Annotated in this window: 15 protein-coding genes; 5 read left to right on the forward strand and 10 right to left on the reverse strand. The window is 64.9% G+C overall.

Features of this window, described 5'->3' with window-relative positions; all coding sequences use genetic code 11:
- Positions 1 to 17: 17 nt before the first annotated feature.
- From gnd to R5R73_RS17375, 3 genes are all read right to left on the reverse strand, one after another.
- Positions 18 to 920 carry a phosphogluconate dehydrogenase (NAD(+)-dependent, decarboxylating) gene (gene gnd / locus R5R73_RS17365; RefSeq protein WP_322528171.1) on the reverse strand — a complete coding sequence of 301 codons (903 nt, stop codon included), beginning with the start codon at positions 918 to 920 and terminating at the stop codon, positions 18 to 20.
- A gap of 79 nt (positions 921 to 999) precedes the next feature.
- On the reverse strand, positions 1,000 to 2,208 hold the full coding sequence (gene ubiM / locus R5R73_RS17370; RefSeq protein WP_210766251.1) for a 5-demethoxyubiquinol-8 5-hydroxylase UbiM: 1,209 nt from the start codon (positions 2,206 to 2,208) through the stop codon (positions 1,000 to 1,002).
- 208 nt (positions 2,209 to 2,416) lie between these two features.
- Positions 2,417 to 2,605 carry a hypothetical protein gene (locus R5R73_RS17375; protein WP_071230921.1) on the reverse strand — a complete coding sequence of 63 codons (189 nt, stop codon included), beginning with the start codon at positions 2,603 to 2,605 and terminating at the stop codon, positions 2,417 to 2,419.
- Between the two features lie 281 nt (positions 2,606 to 2,886).
- Here R5R73_RS17375 and R5R73_RS17380 point away from each other — a divergent pair, with 281 nt between their 5' ends.
- The 5 genes from R5R73_RS17380 (at position 2,887) to R5R73_RS17400 (ending at position 8,018) form a co-directional block, all read left to right on the forward strand.
- Positions 2,887 to 3,351 (forward strand): DUF2501 domain-containing protein, encoded by a 465-nt coding sequence (locus tag R5R73_RS17380; RefSeq protein WP_071230922.1) that lies wholly within the window; start codon positions 2,887 to 2,889, stop codon positions 3,349 to 3,351.
- 53 nt (positions 3,352 to 3,404) lie between these two features.
- Entirely contained in the window at positions 3,405 to 4,508 is a 1,104-nt protein-coding gene (locus R5R73_RS17385; RefSeq protein WP_322528172.1) for a serine hydrolase, read from the forward strand.
- Entirely contained in the window at positions 4,505 to 6,142 is a 1,638-nt protein-coding gene (locus R5R73_RS17390) for a gamma-glutamyltransferase family protein (protein ID WP_322528173.1), read from the forward strand. The genes R5R73_RS17385 and R5R73_RS17390 overlap by 4 nt, the downstream gene beginning before the upstream one ends.
- A gap of 20 nt (positions 6,143 to 6,162) precedes the next feature.
- A complete protein-coding gene (locus R5R73_RS17395) occupies positions 6,163 to 7,095 on the forward strand; it encodes a glyoxylate/hydroxypyruvate reductase A (RefSeq protein WP_322528174.1) in 933 nt (310 codons plus the stop codon).
- Positions 7,096 to 7,220: 125 nt separating this feature from the next.
- A complete protein-coding gene (locus R5R73_RS17400; protein ID WP_071230925.1) occupies positions 7,221 to 8,018 on the forward strand; it encodes an HAD-IIA family hydrolase in 798 nt (265 codons plus the stop codon).
- 44 nt (positions 8,019 to 8,062) lie between these two features.
- On the opposite strand, the gene hemG is transcribed toward R5R73_RS17400, so the two are convergent.
- From hemG to R5R73_RS17435, 7 genes are all read right to left on the reverse strand, one after another.
- Positions 8,063 to 9,490, reverse strand: coding sequence for a protoporphyrinogen oxidase (hemG, locus tag R5R73_RS17405; RefSeq protein WP_322528175.1), 1,428 nt, complete (start codon positions 9,488 to 9,490; stop codon positions 8,063 to 8,065).
- A 105-nt stretch (positions 9,491 to 9,595) separates the two neighbouring features.
- The gene (locus R5R73_RS17410; protein ID WP_322528176.1) at positions 9,596 to 10,939 is read right to left on the reverse strand and encodes an aryl-sulfate sulfotransferase; all 1,344 of its coding nucleotides are present in this window, start codon (positions 10,937 to 10,939) and stop codon (positions 9,596 to 9,598) included.
- Between the two features lie 292 nt (positions 10,940 to 11,231).
- The gene (gene rnk, locus R5R73_RS17415; RefSeq protein WP_071230928.1) at positions 11,232 to 11,645 is read right to left on the reverse strand and encodes a nucleoside diphosphate kinase regulator; all 414 of its coding nucleotides are present in this window, start codon (positions 11,643 to 11,645) and stop codon (positions 11,232 to 11,234) included.
- A 179-nt stretch (positions 11,646 to 11,824) separates the two neighbouring features.
- A complete protein-coding gene (locus tag R5R73_RS17420; protein ID WP_322528177.1) occupies positions 11,825 to 13,414 on the reverse strand; it encodes an ABC-F family ATPase in 1,590 nt (529 codons plus the stop codon).
- A 184-nt stretch (positions 13,415 to 13,598) separates the two neighbouring features.
- The gene (gene betC, locus R5R73_RS17425) at positions 13,599 to 15,113 is read right to left on the reverse strand and encodes a choline-sulfatase (protein WP_322528178.1); all 1,515 of its coding nucleotides are present in this window, start codon (positions 15,111 to 15,113) and stop codon (positions 13,599 to 13,601) included.
- A 129-nt stretch (positions 15,114 to 15,242) separates the two neighbouring features.
- Positions 15,243 to 16,061 (reverse strand): ethanolamine ammonia-lyase subunit EutC, encoded by an 819-nt coding sequence (gene eutC, locus R5R73_RS17430; protein WP_322528179.1) that lies wholly within the window; start codon positions 16,059 to 16,061, stop codon positions 15,243 to 15,245.
- Complete coding sequence (locus R5R73_RS17435; RefSeq protein WP_322528180.1) at positions 16,058 to 17,494, reverse strand: ethanolamine ammonia-lyase subunit EutB; 1,437 nt, start codon at positions 17,492 to 17,494, stop codon at positions 16,058 to 16,060. The genes eutC and R5R73_RS17435 overlap by 4 nt, the downstream gene beginning before the upstream one ends.
- Between the last annotated feature and the right edge of the window lie 170 nt (positions 17,495 to 17,664).

Below are 17,664 nucleotides of genomic sequence, written 5' to 3' on the forward strand. Positions count from 1 at the left end.
CGACAGCAGAGCCCAGATCACCCCTTCTTGATCGCGTGTCCGCCAAATTCGTTACGCATGGCAGACAACAGCTTGTCGCCATAGGAATCCTGCTCGCGGGAGCGCAGGCGCTCGAGCAGCGACAGGGTAATCACCGGTGCGCTGACGTCAAGCTCGATGGCTTCCGCCACGGTCCAGCGTCCTTCGCCGGAGTCCGACACGAAGGGCGCGATGCCCTCCAGCGACGGATTCTTCTCCAGCGCGTTGGCAGTCAGATCCAGCAGCCAGGAGCGCACTACGCTGCCATGACGCCAGATCTCGGCGACCTGATGCAGATCGAGATCGAAATCCTTGCGCTCCATGATCGCGAAACCTTCGGCATAGGCCTGCATCATGCCGTACTCGATACCGTTGTGGACCATCTTGGTAAAGTGGCCCGAGCCGCTGGGACCGACATGGCCCCAGCCCTTGTCGGCGGCCGGCGCCAGACGCTCGAACAGCGGCCTGAGCGATTCGACGATCGGCGTCTCGCCGCCGACCATCATGCTGTAGCCCTCCTGCAGGCCCCAGACACCGCCGCTGGTACCGACATCGACATAATGAAGGTGGCGCTCGCGCAGTGTCTCGGCCCGGCGCACCGTGTCCTTGTACATCGAGTTGCCGCCGTCGATGACGATGTCGTCCTTCGACAGCAGCGGTTCGAGCTCGCCGATGAGCGTATCGACCAGAGGGCCGGCCGGCACCATCAGCCACACGATTCTGGGCGACGGCAGGGCGTCGATCGCCGCCGCCAGCGAGTCCGACGGCTCGATCCCTTTCTCCGCCGCCTTCGCCATCGCTTCCGCGCTGGGGTCGTGCCCCACCACTCGGTGCCCGCCGCGCACCAGGCGCTCCGCCATGTTGGCGCCCATGCGCCCGAGTCCCACCATTGCAAGATCCATACGAACTCCTCCTGAGTCGAGAAAGGCGTCGTTGGCCGAGATGCTCCTCGCGCTCGGCGCCTACGGTTGGCGTGTGAGGCTAGCCGATCGAGCGTGTCAGATGACTCGCGATCAGGCGTCTGGCCGGCCAGGCCGCTTCACCGGCGCGCAGTACCGCCTTGCGCAGCCATCTGGCCGGGGTGCGGTCATCGGTGTAGAGGCCGACGATCGCCAGCGTGGCGGCGAACAGCGGCGCCGTCGCCAGACGCTGCTCGCGCTGATAGCGTGCCAGCAGCGTTGGCGAGGCGATATCCTGCCCTCGCGTTCGCGCCTCGCCGATCAGGTCTGCCAGTCGCGACAGCCCCTGCAGCCCGAGATTGAATCCATGTGCGGTTACCGGATGCATGCCCACGGCGGCATCGCCGATCAGCGCCTGGCGGTGCCCGACGAAGCGTTCGGCATAGACACTGACCAGCGGATAGCGATGAGGCGCCGCGACCCGGCGCATGGCGCCCAGCCGGCCACCGAAGCGCCGCGTGATATCGGCGTTGAAGTCCTCGTCGCTCAATGACAGCTGCTTCTCCATCTCTGCCGGTGACAGCGTCAGCACCAGCGACGAGCAGTGCGTATCCACCGGCAACAGCGCCAGCGTCTGGCCGTAGCCGAACCACTCCCAGGCCGTCTGGTCGTGCGGTTCTTCATGCTGCATCCGGCAGACCAGCATATGCTGACCGTGCTGGTAGGTATAGGCGGGGATGCCCATGGCACGGCGGGTGGTGGAAAAGCGGCTGTCCGCCGCCACCAGCAGCGAGGCCTGCAGCCGCTCGCCGCCGGCGAGAGTGATATCGACCTCGTCGTCCCGGGCCTCGAACCGCTCGATCTGCCGTTCATCCCGCCACAGGATCTCTCCCGCGCCCGCCGAGCCGGCCGGCAACGCCGCATAGGCGGCACGTCGAATCACCTGGTTGGGCACCAAGCAGCCGAGGGGCTCGTTGCGAGAAGCGCCAGGCGCAATTTCCATCGCGAACAGCGACTGACCATCGAAGACCTTGGCGGCACGCATCCGGGCGCGTTCGTCCGGCTCGACTCGCGACCATACGCCGAGCTTGTCGAGAATCTGTTGGGAAGCCCGGGGCAGCGCGATCTCCCGCCCGTCGCTGGCCGGCTCCACCATCGCCGACCGCGGCTGACGATCGATCAGCACCGAACTCACGCCATGACGCGACAGCGCATTGGCAAAACACAGGCCGATCGGCCCTGCACCGACAATGGCGACGTCGACCTGCGTCACAGGGGTTGAATCATCCATTCGTGCCGCTCCCTAGCGTCAATGGGGCGTAACGGTAACGGAAAAAGGTGCCACGGCGAAGCCTCACCCGTCGCATCCCGGGTCAACGCCGCCATCATCCCGCCGGTTCGGCATCGGATGGCCCATATTGCCTCTACCGGCGTTCGAACTGGCAGTGTTCACGCCAGCGGTGTTCGAGCCGATGCGATTCCAAGGCCGACAGGCGCGTTCACTGCTTTTCGCTGTGAACCTTGACGTGGCCCAGCTTGTCCTTGAAAACCTTCTCCTCGAACTCGACCTCCAGATGCTTTTCGCCCTTGGCTCGGAGGCGGTGGTACTCCAGACCGCTGAAGCTCAGTTCCAGCTGGTCATCGTACTCTTCGAGCAGTTTCCTGAATTCGCCAACGGTAATGATCATGACCTCTCCTTTTTTCGAGGGAACGGTTCGAGGAAACGTCCGAGGGAACGTCGAACGCCTCCCGATACCCCAAGACTAGACCATGAGGCCGGGCGGCGTTTCGCCATCGTGTCATTCGGTCACAGAATGACCGTTGCTACCCATCCCCGAACCACCGACCATGGTCACCCTAGCGCAGGATGGCGCTAGCGCGGCGCCTCATCGCCCTGTCGTCACCATTCGCGGATCGCTTCATCGAACCCTCGCTTGCAGGGTGTCTTTTCCGCCAGGAGTGTTAACTCATGAATCTTCGTTTCCTTTCCGCCGCCTTGATGGCCGCTTCCGTCGTCGCCTCCCCGATGGCCGCGGCCGTGAGCTTCGATAGCGTCAAGAAGAGCGCCGGCGAAATGCTGTCCGGCCAGTCCTCTCAGGACACCGAGTCCGCCGGTGGCGCCTCGCTGCTCGGCGCGCTGAGTTCCGGCTCCCTGAACCTGGGCAGCATGCAGAACGTGGCCGGCGTGCTCGGCTATTGCCAGGAACAGGGCTATACCGAAAGCACCACCGACAAGGTCAAGAACCGCCTGCTCGAGCAGATCGGCGGCCAGAGCCAGGCCGAGGAGAGCGACGGCTACCAAAAGGGGCTGGGCGGGCTGCTCGATAGCGGCAACGGCCAGACCTTCAGCCTGACCAACCTCAAGGATCAGGTCGGCGAGCGCGCCTGCGGCATGATTGCCGACAAGGCCATGTCCTCCTTCCTCGGCGGCTGATGCCCGCCGGCGCATCGTACGCTGCTGCAATCCGGCGCCACGGCCCTGGCGTCATGGAAGAACGCCACGGCATGCGCCAGACTGGACGCATGCCGATACTGCCCTCGTTTCGATTCCCGACCGTCGCCGCCCGTTCCCGCGGGCGGCGTTTCGCCGTTTTCCTGTTGCTGGCGACGCTGGCGTCGCCGGCCCTGGCCGCCCCGCTGCCCGAGGCCGCTCGCGACAGCATCGCCGAGCAGGCGGGCACTCTGCCGCGCAGTCACTCCCTGCTGGTCGCCGTCGATGGCGACACCGTGATCGAGGAAGGCTTTCGCGGCCACGAAACGAACGAGACGGCCAACATCAAGTCGCTTTCCAAGGCGCTGATCTCGGCGCTGGTGGGCGCCGCGATCGATCGCGGCGTGATCGAGAGCGTCGATCAGCCGGTGGTCGAACTGCTGGGCGACCGGGTTCCCGCGGATATCGACCCGCGAATGAGCGATATCACCGTCGGCAACCTGCTCTCGATGCAGGCGGGGCTCGAAAGCACCTCCGGCGGCAACTATGGCGCCTGGGTGGCGAGTTCGAACTGGGTCTCCGATGCGCTGGAACGCCCCTTCGTCGCCGAACCCGGCGGGCGCATGCTCTACTCTACCGGTAACAGCCACCTGCTCTCGGCGGCGCTCACCGAAGCGACCGGCCGCAGCACCCTGGCACTGGCACGCGACTGGCTGGGCGATCCGCTGGGGATCGCGATTCCTCCCTGGACACGGGACCCGCAGGGCATCTATTTCGGCGGCAACGAGATGGGCCTGACACCGCAGGCGCTACTGCGTTTCGGCGAGATGATCCGCCAGCATGGTACCCGCGACGATCGCACGTTACTCTCGGCCGACTGGATCGAACGCTCCTGGCAGCCGCGCACCCGCTCGTTCTTCAACGGCGACGATTACGGCTACGGCTGGTTCATCACCCGCATCGCCGGCCAGCCCGTCTACTATGGCTGGGGCTACGGCGGCCAGCTGCTCTACGTGGTGCCGTCTCGCGCCATGACCGTGGTGATGACTTCGGATCCGACGCCGCCTTCCAGCGGCAGCGACTATCTGGACGACGTCGAAGCGCTGATTGCCGAGTTGATCGAGGCGACCAATCGTCCCCATCAGGAATCCTCCCCGTGAAACATCCCCACCGAGACCGCGACAATTGGCACCTCACCACACCCGCCGCCCGATCGATACGCGGCGTGGTGGCCTCGCAACATCGTGTGGCGGCGCAGGCGGGCGCGGCGCAACTGGACGCCGGCGGCAACGCCGTCGATGCCATCGTCGCCACCGCCTATGCGCTCAATGCCGTCGAGCCATGGATGTGCGGTCTCGGCGGCGCCGGCTTCATGGTGATCTGGCTGGCGAAGGAGCAGCGCGCCGTGGCGCTCGATTTCCAGGGCGTGCTCGCCGGCGATACGCGACTCGAGGACTATCCGGTCGATCCGGCTCTGCCGGCGACGCCGATGGGTTTTCCTGGGGTGGTCGACAACGCCAATATCGAAGGCTACCGCTCGATCACCATCCCCGGTGCCGTGGCCGGGCTCGAGCATGCGCTCGCCCGTTTCGGCTCGAAGCCGCGCGCCGAGGTCATGGCACCGGCGATCCAGTTGGCCGAGCGGGGCCTGCACGTCGACTGGTTCACCAGCCTGCAGATCGGTGTCTGCGCCAGAACGCTGGACCGAGATCCGGTATCGCGTTCGATCTATCTGCCCGGCGGGCACCCGGCGACGCCGGAGAGCCGGCTGCGCATTCCGCAACTGGCCGACACCCTGCGCGAGATCGCCGAGAGCGGCGCCGACACCTTCTATCGCGGCGCCCTGGCCGAGAAGATCGTTGGCGATCTGCAAGCGGGCGGCTCGCGCATCTCGCGGGAGGATCTTGCCGCCTACGAGGTATTCGAATACGCCCCCATGGCCGCCGCGCATCGCGGCTACACGCTCTATACGCCGGGCGAGGTTTCCGGTGGCCTGCGCCAGCGCGAGATGCTGGCGCACGCGCTGGAGGCGATGCCGACCCCGCCGGAAACGCCGACACCGGAGACCTGGCTCGCCTACGCCGAGGCGCTGGAACACTGCTGGAAGCGGCACAAGATTCGCAACGGCGTGCTGTCGCCCACGGATGGCGGTTTCGGTGGCATTGATATCGAGAATGGCGCCTGTACCTCGTCGATGTCCTCGGTGGACGCCGAGGGCAACATGGTGGCGCTCACCTACACCCTGCTCAATCGCTTCGGCTCCGGCGTCACCCTGCCCTCCACCGGCATGCTGATGAACGACAGCGTCAGCTACTTCGATCCGCGCCCCGGCTATCCCACCACCATGGCCGGCGGCAAGCGCATCAACTCCTCGAACATGTGTCCGACGGTAGCGGTGAAGGGCGGCGAGGCACGTTTCTCGGTGGGCGCCTCCGGCGGCAATCTGATCATGCCGGCGGTGACCCAGGTGGCCGCGCTGATGATGGACTTCGACATGAACCTGGAAGACGCCGTGCATCATCCGCGCCTGGACGCCAGCTATCGCGGTTCGGTACGTGTCGATCCGCGTTTCGATCCCGAGACGCTGGCAAAGCTGGGCGAGCGCTTCGAGCTGGAGATCGCCCAGCAACTGGTCTTTCCCAAGCTCTACGCCTGCGTCTCGGCGGTTTCGCGAGATCCTCAAAGCGGCGAGTGCATCGGCATCAACGACCCGACCCAGCCGATCGGCGGCGGTGCCACACCGGCGCCGTTTCAGATTGAACCGCTCGACGACGAGCCGGTCGTGCGGCCCTGATTCACTACCAGGATTCCGAGATGTCTATCGTTGTATCAATACCGGATGTGGATAAAACGAACTGGTGGATCGAGCAGCTTCAGGCCCTACTCCCGAACTGGACGATCCGCCCCATTCACGACCCGGGTGATGTCGAGGCCGTCACCTACGCCGTGGTGTGGAAGCCGGCGACGGGTGCTTTCCTGCCCTTCCCCAATCTCAAGGCGATCGTGTCGCTGGGCGCTGGTATCGACCACGTGCTGGCCGATGCCGAACTGCAACGCCAGGTGCCGATCATCCGCACCGTGGGCACGGACCTGACCCAGCGCATGCGCGAGTACGTGGCGCTGCACGTGCTGCGCCACCACCGCGACATGCCGGCCATCAGCGCCAATCAGCGCGAACGGCGCTGGGCACAGCTGGTGGTGCCGCCAGCGACGCAGCGCAGCGTGGGCGTCATGGGTCTGGGCAATCTCGGCGGCACTGCGGCGCGCACGCTGGCCTCCCTCGGCTTCGAGACGCTGGGCTGGTCGCGCACGAAGCGCGAGATTGACGGGGTCACCACCTATGCCGGTCAAGCCGAGTTCGCCGACTTCCTCGCGCGCTGCGAGATCCTGGTCTGCCTGCTGCCGTTGACCGAGGCGACGACGGGGATTCTCGACGCCGACCTTTTCGCCAGACTGCCGCGTGGCGCCAGCGTGATCAACGCCGGTCGCGGGCCTCACCTGGTCGAAGACGACCTGCTCGACGCGCTGGAAAGCGGCCAGTTGAGCCACGCCACGCTGGACGTCTTCCACGTCGAGCCGCTGCCGAGCGAACATCCCTTCTGGGCGCATCCCGCCATCACGGTCACGCCGCACATCGCCTCGCTGATCGACGCGCCGACCGGCAGTCGCATCGTCGCCGCCAATATCGAACGCTTCGAGATGACCGGGCACGTCGAGGATCTGGCCGACGCCGAACGTGGATATTGATGGCGCCATCGATCAGCGGTGGCCGGCAGTAACCTCGGCCGCACGCCAAGGCGACAACTTGCTAAACTGGCGCCACAGATGAGCGGGATATCGACCAACCTTTCACGCGCATGCTAAGGGGACATATGGCTAGCAAAAAGGACAACACCACGAGTCGTCACAACATCAAATCGTGGCTGACCGATATGGATGGCGTGCTGGTGCACGAGAACAAGGCCATCCCCGGCGCGGCGGACCTGATCAACCAATGGCGGGAGCGGGAGATTCCGTTCCTGGTACTGACCAACAATTCGATCTTCACGCCGCGGGATCTCAGCGCGCGCCTGCGGCACAGCGGCCTCGAAGTCCCGGAGGAGAAGATCTGGACCTCGGCGCTGGCCACGGCAGCGTTCCTGCGCGACCAGGCACCGGGCGGCTCGGCCTTCGTCGTCGGCGAGGCCGGGTTGACCACGGCGATCCATGAAGCCGGCTTCATCATGACCGATGCCAAGCCGGACTACGTGGTGATCGGCGAAACCCGCTCCTACTCGTTCGAGGCGATCACCAAGGCGATCCGCCTGATCAATCAGGGTGCGCGCTTCATCTGCACCAATCCGGACGCCACCGGGCCCAGCCAGGAAGGCGTGCTGCCGGCCACCGGGGCGGTCGCCGCGCTGATCACCGAAGCGACGGGGCGCAAGCCGTATATCGTCGGCAAGCCCAATCCGATGATGTTCCGTTCGGCGCTCAACAAGCTGGGCGTGCACTCCGATGGCACCGGCATGATCGGCGACCGCATGGATACCGATATCGTCGCCGGTATCGAGGCAGGCATGCACACGGTGCTGGTGCTGAGCGGCATCGCCGACAAGGCCGATATCGAGCGCTATCCGTTCCGGCCCAAGGAGATCCTGTCGTCGGTGGCGGAGCTGGTGGACAAGTAACGCTAGCTGTCTAGTCGAGGCGGCGTTTCCCGCGCCGCCTCGGCTCAAGCCTCCGACAGCAGACGCTCACCCAGCAGTCGGCCATTCTCCAGGCAGTCCCCCACCGCGATACCGCCGCGCCAGTTGCCCGCCAGATGCAAGCCGGGATGCGCCCGCAGCGCATCGTCCAAGGCCTCGATTCGGGCTAGATGGCCGACCTCGTACTGCGGAATCGCCTGCGGCCAGCGCGTCACCTTCTGCCATACCGGTTCGCCGCGAATGCCCAGCAGAGCGCGCAGCTCATCGAGCACCCGCGCGACCTGCGTGTCGTCGTCGCCGTCCGCCGCTGGCGGATCCTGCCGCCCGCCGATGAAGACGTTGAGCAGCTTGTGTCCTGCCGGCGCGCGGTTCGGAAACAGCGTCGACGAGAATAGCGCACCCAGCGTGCGCCGCTTTTCGGCGCGAGGGATCAGCACGCCGAAGCCGTCCAGCGGATGGGCGATGTCCTGCTCGCGAAAGCCCAGCGCGATGGCGTTGACCGGCGGATAGACGATGCGCTGAAGCGGCTCCGCCAACGCCGGGTCCAGCGGCTGCAGGAGCCGGGCCGCGACCGGTGCGGGCACCGCCAGCACCAGTGATCTGGCTCGCCACTCGCCACCCTGACCATCCGTGACGATCCACTGCTCGTCGTCGCGACGAATGCTCTGCACGGAGCAGCCGGTATGAATGGCGGCCGTCGGCTGCGCGGCGATGCGCTCCGCCAACCTATCGGCCAGATGCTGCAGCCCCTGCGGGAAGCTCACCAGCTTGCCGCGCCATTCGGCGGGAACGCCCGCGGGGTCGCGACGCGCCTGGCGCAGACGCTTCACCCCGCCGAGGATCAGCGAGCGATCTTCCTTCTCGATAGCGGCCAGGCGCGGCATGGCGGCCTGGACGGACAGTCTGCGCGGATCGCCCGCGTAGACGCCGGAGACGAAGGGATCGACCATCCGCGCGAGAACCCGTGGACCGAGCCGCCGCTCGACAAAGGCGGCCAGGGTTTCCTCCGGCGCGCTCGAACGGCCGATGAACGGCTCGCGAGCCAGCCGTGCCCAGCCACGCCAGCCGATGAGCGGGCTGGTCAGGGCGTCGAGCGGTTTCATCGGCAGCGCCACCGGCTCGCCGTTCATCACGACATAACGCTTGTTGGCAACGGCATTGGCGGGTTGCGCCTCGTCGAGCAGATCGAGCTCGTCCAGCAGCGCGTAGAGCGGTGGCTTCATGATGACGGTGTTGGGCCCGTGTTCGATCTGCCACTCGCCGTCGCGCTCGGTGCGAAGGTTACCGCCGACCTGGGAGTTGCCCTCCAGCAGGGTGACACGCCGGCCACGGCTGGCCAGCGCCCAGGCCGCCGCCAGCCCGGTAGCGCCAGCGCCGACGATCAAGGTATCGGAAAGGGCCTCGCTGGGGGAACGAGGCGTCGCGGTCGAAACGTCTGCAGCCTGACTGTCCATGATGACTCGCACGAGAAAATGTCATTGGCAGTCTACGCAGACACCACGCAACCTGCATCCGGCCGGCATGCGACGACTTGCCGCCACGCCGGCCGATCGCGCGGCTCAGCCGTGGGACGAATCGTCGGACTCGCCCGGATGGCAGCCCGGCGCCGCCGGATAGAGGCTGCAGTCCGCCTTCACCGCGGTTTTCTCGTGCGGCGTGCCGTCCGGCGCCCAGTCGTAATCGACCAGCTGCGCACGGTAGACCTGGTTGGTGACGTAGTCGTCGCTCGGCATCGACTTGCCGAAGAACGGGCTCACGTACTCCCAGACGATCTCGCCTTCCGGGGTGACCTGGAACAGGCGGCCGTTCTGGCCTTCATCGATCAGCGTATTGCCGTTGGGCAGTCGCCGCGCGCTCGAGATGAACGAGCTGTAGAAGGTATACGGCGAACCTCCCGACATGTTGCCGGTGTATTGCCAGACGATCTTGCCGCTGCTCGGATCGACCTCGATCACGCGGGAGGACGAGAAGAACCCCTGCTTGGCAGGCGGAAAGCCGGCATTGCCCTGATTGTCGAAGATCAGCATGTTGCCCGCGCCCGGCAACCCTTCGGGAATCAGATGAACATCGTGGGAGCCCACGGTCTGGTCCACGGGGCGTCCGAGCTTGCCGTTGAGCTGTAGTGCCGGCAGGTCGGGGCCGATGCGCCAGACGATCTCGCCGCTCTGCCGGTCGACGATGAACGTGACGTTGGCGTTGCGGGAGTTGACCAGGATATTGTCCGGCGCGAAACGTTCGTCGCCGGCGTCGTACCAGTGATTGGGCCCGACGGGCACCGCCGTGTTCAGATGCAGGAAGTCGGGATCCTCGGAGTCCTTGAGCGACCGCAGGCCGGCGTCGGAAAACCCCATCTCGCCGAGATGGTCGCCCGCCATCCATTCCCACACTACCCGGCCGTCGTCGTCGACCTCCTCGATGCCGTTCTCGATGATCGGATAGTCGAACCCGTTGAGTTCGCGCATCTCGGCGGTCATCACCAGGTTGTTGCCGTTGGGCAGGCGACGCATGTCATGGTGCTGATAGACCGGGCTCTGCTGGCTGCCCCACTGCCACTGCACTTCGCCGTCCCAATCCACCTCGGCGACCGTGGCATTGGTCAACCCGTTGCCGGGGCTGGCGTGTTCCGGAAGTTCTTTCGCCCGTGCCAGTTGCACCAGCAGGTGGCCTTTCTCGCCGTTGGCCTGGTCGGCACTCAAGGCCACCGGCGGGAAGCTTTCGTAGTCCCAGCGGTGGACCTCGTTGCCGTTCATGTCGATCAGGTGGGTCTTACCGTCGCCGCCGGGGAACAGCACGAAGCCGTTGTAGGCCCGCTCGGGATCATAGTAGGTCGTTCCGGTGGGAAAGCTGCTGGGCAAGGCGACCGCTGCGGTTGCCGTTGCCGTCAACAGGGCACCCAGTAACATCGAAACGGATCCTGTCCGTGACATCATCGCTCGTCGCTCCTTCGTCGAGTCCCGCCATGCGCGGGTTTGGCCGACACTTCGGTGTGTCGGCGATATCAGCTTGGCCGATGATGATGATAGCAAACTATCGCTAACGGCCTTTCTCGTAGCCGGTGCGCATGGTCGATTCCACGCAGCAGTTGGGCAGAAAGCCGGCCTGCAGCGTCAGTGCTTCGATCAAGCCTCAACATAGTCGATTCGCGATCCAGTCACCGCTGGAAACCATACTTGCGACGACTCGCCCCTGGCTCGCTCAACGGTGAAATTCCCCTGCCCGCTCGGGTTGGTAAAGCAGCTCGTCCACCCGTAGCTCAACTTCGCGGCCACCCGGCAGGGGCCCCTTGGTGGTATCACCGACCCGCACCCCGAGTAGCGCGGCGCCGATCGAGGCGAACACTGACAGACCATCCTCATGCTTGGCGACCGATTGAGGATAAACCAGTGTTCTGGTCAATTGAGTACCGCGGCTGAGATCGGTGAAGCTTATCCTGCTGTTCATGCTCGTCACATCATGGGGCACGTCCTCCGGTTCGACCACGTCGCCCCGCTCGATCTCGGCATCGAGATATTCGGCCACCTCGAGATCCTTGTCATCGGCATGCTCTATCAAACGTCGCAAACGTTCGGCATCAAGCCGGTTGATGATGAGATAAGTCTCGCTCGACATATGCAAACCTCATTGCTTTCGGCGCCAGAATCAAGGCCTCGTCACGGGCAGGGCCTTGTTCCATAAAAAAGGCCCTCCGCCCGAAAGCGGAGGACCGTTACGTGTCAAATTGACTTGAAGCTATGCCGCAAGACTCGGCTGGTCAAGTCTACAAAAGCATTGTCACCAGGGCCCGTCCCCTAGCCGTAAACACCCTGGCTGCGCAGATAGTCGTCGTAGCTGCCGCTGAAGTCGACGATACCATCCTCTTTCATTTCGATGATGCGTGTGGCCAGCGAGCCGACGAATTCCCGGTCGTGACTGACGAAGATCAACGTGCCCGGGTAGTTGTCCAGCGCCAGGTTGAGCGCCTCGATCGACTCCATGTCGAGGTGGTTGGTGGGTTCGTCCATCACCAGCACGTTGGGCTTCTGCAGGATCAGCTTGCCGAACAGCATCCGCCCCTGCTCGCCACCGGAGATCACCTTCACCGACTTGCCGATATCGTCGTTGGAGAACAGCATCCGCCCCAGCGCGCCGCGCACGGTCTGCTCGCCTTCGGTGGTCCACTGGCGCATCCAGTCGAACAGCGTCTCGCCGCCCTCGAAGTCGGCCGCGTGATCCTGGGCGAAGTAGCCCACTTCCGCCGCATCGGTCCACTTCACCTCGCCTGCATCCGGCGTCATCGTGCCGACCAGACAGTTGAGCAGCGTGGTCTTGCCGATGCCGTTGGGGCCGATGATCGCCACCCGTTCCCCGGCTTCGACCTGTAGGCCGAAACGCTCGAACAGCACGTTGTCGCCCCACGCCTTGGAGAGCTTGTCCGCCGTCAGCGCGTGACGGTGGATCTTCTTGCTCTGCTCGAAGCGGATGAACGGGCTGACACGCGAGGAGGGCTTGACCTCCTCGAGCTGGATCTTGTCGATCTTGCGCTGGCGCGAGGTGGCCTGCTTGGCCTTGGACGCATTGGCCGAGAAGCGGCTGACGAACTGCTGCAGCTCGGCGATCTCCGCCTTCTTCTTGGCGTTGTCGGCGTGCAGGCGCTCGCGGGCCTGGGTCGCGGCGATCATGTACTCGTCGTAGTTGCCCGGGAACAGCCGCAGCTCGCCGTAGTCGAGATCCGCCATGTGGGTGCAGACGCTGTTCAGGAAGTGGCGATCATGGGAGATGATGATCATCGTCGAGCTGCGCGCCCGCAGGATCTCTTCCAGCCAGCGGATGGTGTTGATATCCAGGTGGTTGGTGGGCTCGTCGAGCAGCAGCACGTCGGGGTCCGAGAACAGCGCCTGGGCCAGCAGCACGCGCAGTTTCCAGCCCGGCGCCACCACGCTCATCGGCTCATAATGCTGCTCCAGCGGAATGCCCAGCCCCAGCAGCAACTCGCCGGCGCGGGATTCGGCGGTGTAGCCCTCGAGCTCGGCGAAGCGCACTTCCAGGTCGGCGACCTTCATGCCGTCCTCGTCGCTCATCTCCGCCTGGGAATAGATGCGCTCACGCTCCGCCGTGACTTCCCACAGCTCCTCGTGGCCCATGATCACGGTATCGATCACGCGCTCGTTCTCGAACGCGAACTGATCCTGGCGCAGCTTGCCCAGCCGCGTGGTGACGTCCTTCATCACCTGACCGCCGGTCGGCTCCAGGTCACCGCCCAGAATCTTCATGAAGGTGGACTTGCCACAGCCGTTGGCGCCGATCAGGCCGTAGCGATGGCCACCGCCGAATTTGACGGATACGTTCTCGAACAGCGGCTTGGGGCCAAACTGCATGGTGATGTTGGCAGTAGAGAGCACAGCGGGGAATCTCGCGGGAAACGGCGTGAATGGAGCGACGACAGTATCGATACAACGACGAAAGCCGAGGCGAACTCGACTTCCGTCTTGGACGTTCGTATTAGCTGGATTATACGCGGATGCGGTGGCCGCTCATACGCCGCGAGCGAAATGATTCACGCCGCGGCACCCAGCGGCCACGATGTCACTCGCCACGCGGGAAGCGCTGGGACGCCTCGACGATATTGAGATCCATATGGTTGCGCATGTAGCGCTGGGAGGCGTCCTGCAACGGCTGGTGATCCCACGGATAGTAGTGACCATTACGCAGCGCCTGGTAGACGATCAGCCGCTGCGCCTGGCTTTCGCGGACCTCGGCATCGAAGCGCTGCATGTCCCAGCGCTCGCGAACCTTGGCCTGGAATTCCGCCAGTGTCTCGGCGTAGTCCGGGTCCTCGGCCAGATTGCGGGTCTCGTGGGGATCGGTCTCGAGATCGAACAGCTGCGGCGGGTCGATCTCGCAGTGATTGAACTTCCACTTGCCTTCGCGAATCGTCACCAGCGGTGCCTGCGTGCCTTCGGCGGCGTACTCCATGTAGACCGGCGCCTCGCGCGTACCGCCGCGAGCCAGGGGCAGTAGCGACTCGCCGTCGGTCCAGGGTTCGATCTCGGAGAGATCGATGCCCACCAGGTCGGCCAGCGTCGCGTTGATGTCGATGGTCGACACCGGCGTCTCCACCGAGCGCGGCTCCAGCCCCGGCGCGGCGATCATCAGCGGTACGCGCGACGAGCCTTCGAACGGGCTCATCTTGAACCACAGCCCCTTCTCGCCAATCATGTCGCCGTGATCGGACGTCACCACGATGATGGTGTCGTCAAGCATCCGGGTGCGCTCGAGCACGTCCAGAATAGAGCCGACCTTGTCGTCGATGTAGGAGATGTTGGCGAAATACCCCCGCCGCGCCCGGCGTACGTCTTCCGGCTGGATGTCGAACTTGGTGTAGTCGTTGGCCTCGAAGATCCGCTGGCTGTGCGGATCGAGCTCGCCGAACGGCACCACGTCCTGTTCCGGCTCGAGATGCTCGCAATCCTCGTAGAGATCCCAGAACTTGCGCCGCGCCACATACGGGTCGTGCGGGTGGGTGAAGCTCACGCACATCGCCCACGGCCGCGAATCGTGCCCGCGGGAGAGGTCGAACAGTTTCTGCTCGGCATGAAAGGCGACTTCGTCATCGTACTCCATCTGGTTGGAGATCTCGGCGACGCCGGCGCCGGTGACCGAGCCCAGATTGTGATACCACCAGTCGATGCGCTCGCCGGGTTTGCGATAGTCCGGCGTCCAGCCGAAGTCGGCAGGATAGACGTCGGTGGTCAGCCGGGTCTCGAAACCGTGCAACTGGTCCGGCCCCACGAAGTGCATCTTGCCCGAGAGGCAGGTGGAGTAGCCGGCGCGACGCAGATGATGAGCCCAGGTCGGCACGGCGGAGCGAAATTCGGCGGCATTGTCGTAGACGCCGGTACGCGAGGGCAACTGTCCCGACATGAAGGCCGCCCGACCCGGCGCGCACAGATAGCTCGGCGTGTAGGTGTTGTTGAAATTGACCGCCCGCCTGGCCAGCTTCTTCAGGTTGGGCGCGTGCAGAAAATCCGCCGGCCCATCCTTGAACAGCGTGCCGTTCACCTGATCCGCCATCAGCACCAGAATATTCGGTCGCGTCATGCTCCCCTCCCTGCGTCGTTGTATTGGACATTCGAGATACGCCCAGCTTGCGCGCCACGCATGGATTAGCACAAACGATCAATTCGACGCCTGAGGCCAAGGCAGGCTTGGGCTGAACGTGGGCCAAGTCTAGGGCGGCAGCAGGAAGTTGCCCTGCCGGCCATCGCCGAGGTGGGAGTCGACTTCGCTGTCGTCTTTCAATGCAACGCCGGAGGCGCCCAGCACCTGTGCCTCGCGCATCAGATAAGCCAGCAGCCTGGCGGCATTGGCGTAACTCAGACCGCGCGGGCGAATGTTGGAGATGCAGTTCCGCTCGCTGTCGCGCCGGCCCGACCGGGGTGCCCAGGTAAAATAGAGCCCGAGACTGTCCGGCGAGCTGAGTCCGGGACGCTCGCCGATCAGCACCACGCTCATGCGGGCGCCCAACGCCTCGCCGATGGGGTCGCCGATCGCGACCCGGCCCTGCTCCACCAGCGCGACCGGCCCCAGCGACAGCTCCAGCCGTTCGATCTCCGGTAGCGCGGCGTCGAGAAACGGGATGGCCTGCTCGTGAATCGCCCGCGCGGAAAGGCCGTCGACTATGCAGATCGAGACATCGCAGGGTTCGAGCGAGAGCTGGGCAAGCTCCTGCTTCGCTTGTTCGGACAGCTGCCGGCCGAGATCCGGCCGGCGCAGGTACTCGTCGCGGTCAATGGCGCGGCTGTGCAGACGCAGCGCCAGCGGGAAGCGCGCGTCCAGCTCCGGCATCAGGCGTTCGGTATCCAGCGCCATGTGTACGGCATCCCGGGCCCGGGCATGGTCGAGTTGAAAGGCCAGCTGGGCTGACGTCGGCAGGCTGCCGCCGGCTCGACCCAATCCGATCCGGGCGTCGGTGAGTTCACGCAGCCGCTGCCAGGGGTTGGTGACGGTGATACCCCCATCGCCATCGTGGAAATCCTCGTCGTTCATCGTGCTGCTCCCGTATCAACCGTGCCCAAGCCCATTGACCCCAACACGTGCTGGAAGCGTGACGGCAAGTCTCGATCGAAGGCGATGCCCTGGCCGTGACGGTAGATGCCGCTGGCCTCGAGCCAGGCCTCGAACTCCGGCGCCGGGCGCAGACCGAGTACCTGGCGCAGATAGAGCGCGTCGTGGAACGAGGTGGTCTGGTAGTTGAGCATGATGTCGTCGGAGCCGGGAATGCCCATGATGTAGTTGCAGCCCGCCGCCCCCAGCAAGGTGAGCAGCATGTCCATGTCGTCCTGGTCGGCCTCGGCATGATTGGTGTAGCAGATATCGCAGCCCATCGGCACGCCGAGCAGCTTGCCGCAGAAGTGATCTTCCAGCCCGGCGCGGATGATCTGCTTGCCATCGAACAGATACTCGGGGCCGATGAAGCCGACCACGGTGTTGACCAGCAGCGGCTCGAACTCCCGCGCGACCGCGTAGGCGCGCGCCTCCAGCGTCTGCTGGTCGAGACCGTGGTGGGCATTGGCGGAGAGCGCGCTGCCCTGGCCGGTCTCGAAGTACATCACGTTATTGTTCAGGCCGTTGCTGTCCAGACCTCCGCGACCGAGCGACAGTGCCGCCTCGCGCCCCTCCCGCAGCAGGGCCAGGTCGATGCCGAAACCCCGGTTGGCAGCCTCGGTGCCGGCGATCGACTGGAATACCAGATCGGTGGGTGCGCCGCGCTCGATCGCCTCGATGGCGGTGGTGACATGGGCCAACACGCAGCTCTGGGTGGGGATTTCGTAGCGGGAGATGATCTCGTCGAGCATCTTCAACAGCGTCACCACCGTGGAGGTATTGTCGGTGGCGGGGTTGATGCCGATCACGGCGTCGCCGCTGGCGTAAAGCAGGCCATCGAGGATGCTGGCCGCGATGCCGGAAGCGTCGTCGGTGGGATGATTGGGCTGCAGCCGCGTCGACAGCCGTCCGGGCAGGCCGATGGTGTTGCGAAAGCGCGTGATGACCTCGCACTTTCGGCCTACCAGCACCAGATCCTGCACGCGCATCAGCTTGGAGACCGCTGCGGCCATCTCCGGCGTCAGGCCGGAGGCCAGCGCCTTCAGCGATTCACCATCGGCGTGCTCGGAGAGCAGCCAGTTGCGGAATTCGCCGACGCTCAGCGAGGCAACCGGCGCGAACGCGGCACGATCATGACGATCGAGAATCAGCCGCGTGACCTCGTCTTCCTCGTAGGGGATCAGCGGCTCTTCCAGAAAGGTGGTCAATGGCAGTTCCGCCAGCGCCATCTGGGCGGCGACCCGCTCTTCCGCGCTGCTGGCAGCGATGCCGGCCAACTCGTCACCGGAACGGCGCGGCGAAGCGGCGGCCATCAACGTGCCCAGGCTGTCGAAGCGGTAGCGACGACCGCCGATGTCGATTGCATGTTCGGCCATGGAGAAACCCCGTGATCGTTGTCTTTATACGGTCGTCTCAGTTTATGCCATGAGCAAGACTTCGCTCGAGACAGGAAATGCGGAGTTCCAGACAAAGAAAAAGCCCTACCGAACGGGGTCGGTAGGGCTTTTGTCACCGATGGCACGAGGCCATCGGTTGTCGCGGATGC

Source organism: Salinicola sp. LHM (assembly GCF_034479735.1).
GTDB classification, from domain to species: Bacteria; Pseudomonadota; Gammaproteobacteria; order Pseudomonadales; family Halomonadaceae; genus Salinicola; species Salinicola salarius.

Bases quoted from the DNA above. Each gene is read 5' to 3' on its own strand.
- gnd (WP_322528171.1), bottom strand. From the start codon at position 920: ATGGATCTTGCAATGGTGGGACTCGGGCGCATGGGCGCCAACATGGCG.
- ubiM (WP_210766251.1), bottom strand. From the start codon at position 2,208: ATGGATGATTCAACCCCTGTGACGCAGGTCGACGTCGCCATTGTCGGT.
- R5R73_RS17375 (WP_071230921.1), bottom strand. From the start codon at position 2,605: ATGATCATTACCGTTGGCGAATTCAGGAAACTGCTCGAAGAGTACGAT.
- R5R73_RS17380 (WP_071230922.1), top strand. From the start codon at position 2,887: ATGAATCTTCGTTTCCTTTCCGCCGCCTTGATGGCCGCTTCCGTCGTC.
- R5R73_RS17385 (WP_322528172.1), top strand. From the start codon at position 3,405: ATGGAAGAACGCCACGGCATGCGCCAGACTGGACGCATGCCGATACTG.
- R5R73_RS17395 (WP_322528174.1), top strand. From the start codon at position 6,163: ATGTCTATCGTTGTATCAATACCGGATGTGGATAAAACGAACTGGTGG.
- R5R73_RS17400 (WP_071230925.1), top strand. From the start codon at position 7,221: ATGGCTAGCAAAAAGGACAACACCACGAGTCGTCACAACATCAAATCG.
- hemG (WP_322528175.1), bottom strand. From the start codon at position 9,490: ATGGACAGTCAGGCTGCAGACGTTTCGACCGCGACGCCTCGTTCCCCC.
- R5R73_RS17410 (WP_322528176.1), bottom strand. From the start codon at position 10,939: ATGTTACTGGGTGCCCTGTTGACGGCAACGGCAACCGCAGCGGTCGCC.
- rnk (WP_071230928.1), bottom strand. From the start codon at position 11,645: ATGTCGAGCGAGACTTATCTCATCATCAACCGGCTTGATGCCGAACGT.
- betC (WP_322528178.1), bottom strand. From the start codon at position 15,113: ATGACGCGACCGAATATTCTGGTGCTGATGGCGGATCAGGTGAACGGC.
- eutC (WP_322528179.1), bottom strand. From the start codon at position 16,061: ATGAACGACGAGGATTTCCACGATGGCGATGGGGGTATCACCGTCACC.
- R5R73_RS17435 (WP_322528180.1), bottom strand. From the start codon at position 17,494: ATGGCCGAACATGCAATCGACATCGGCGGTCGTCGCTACCGCTTCGAC.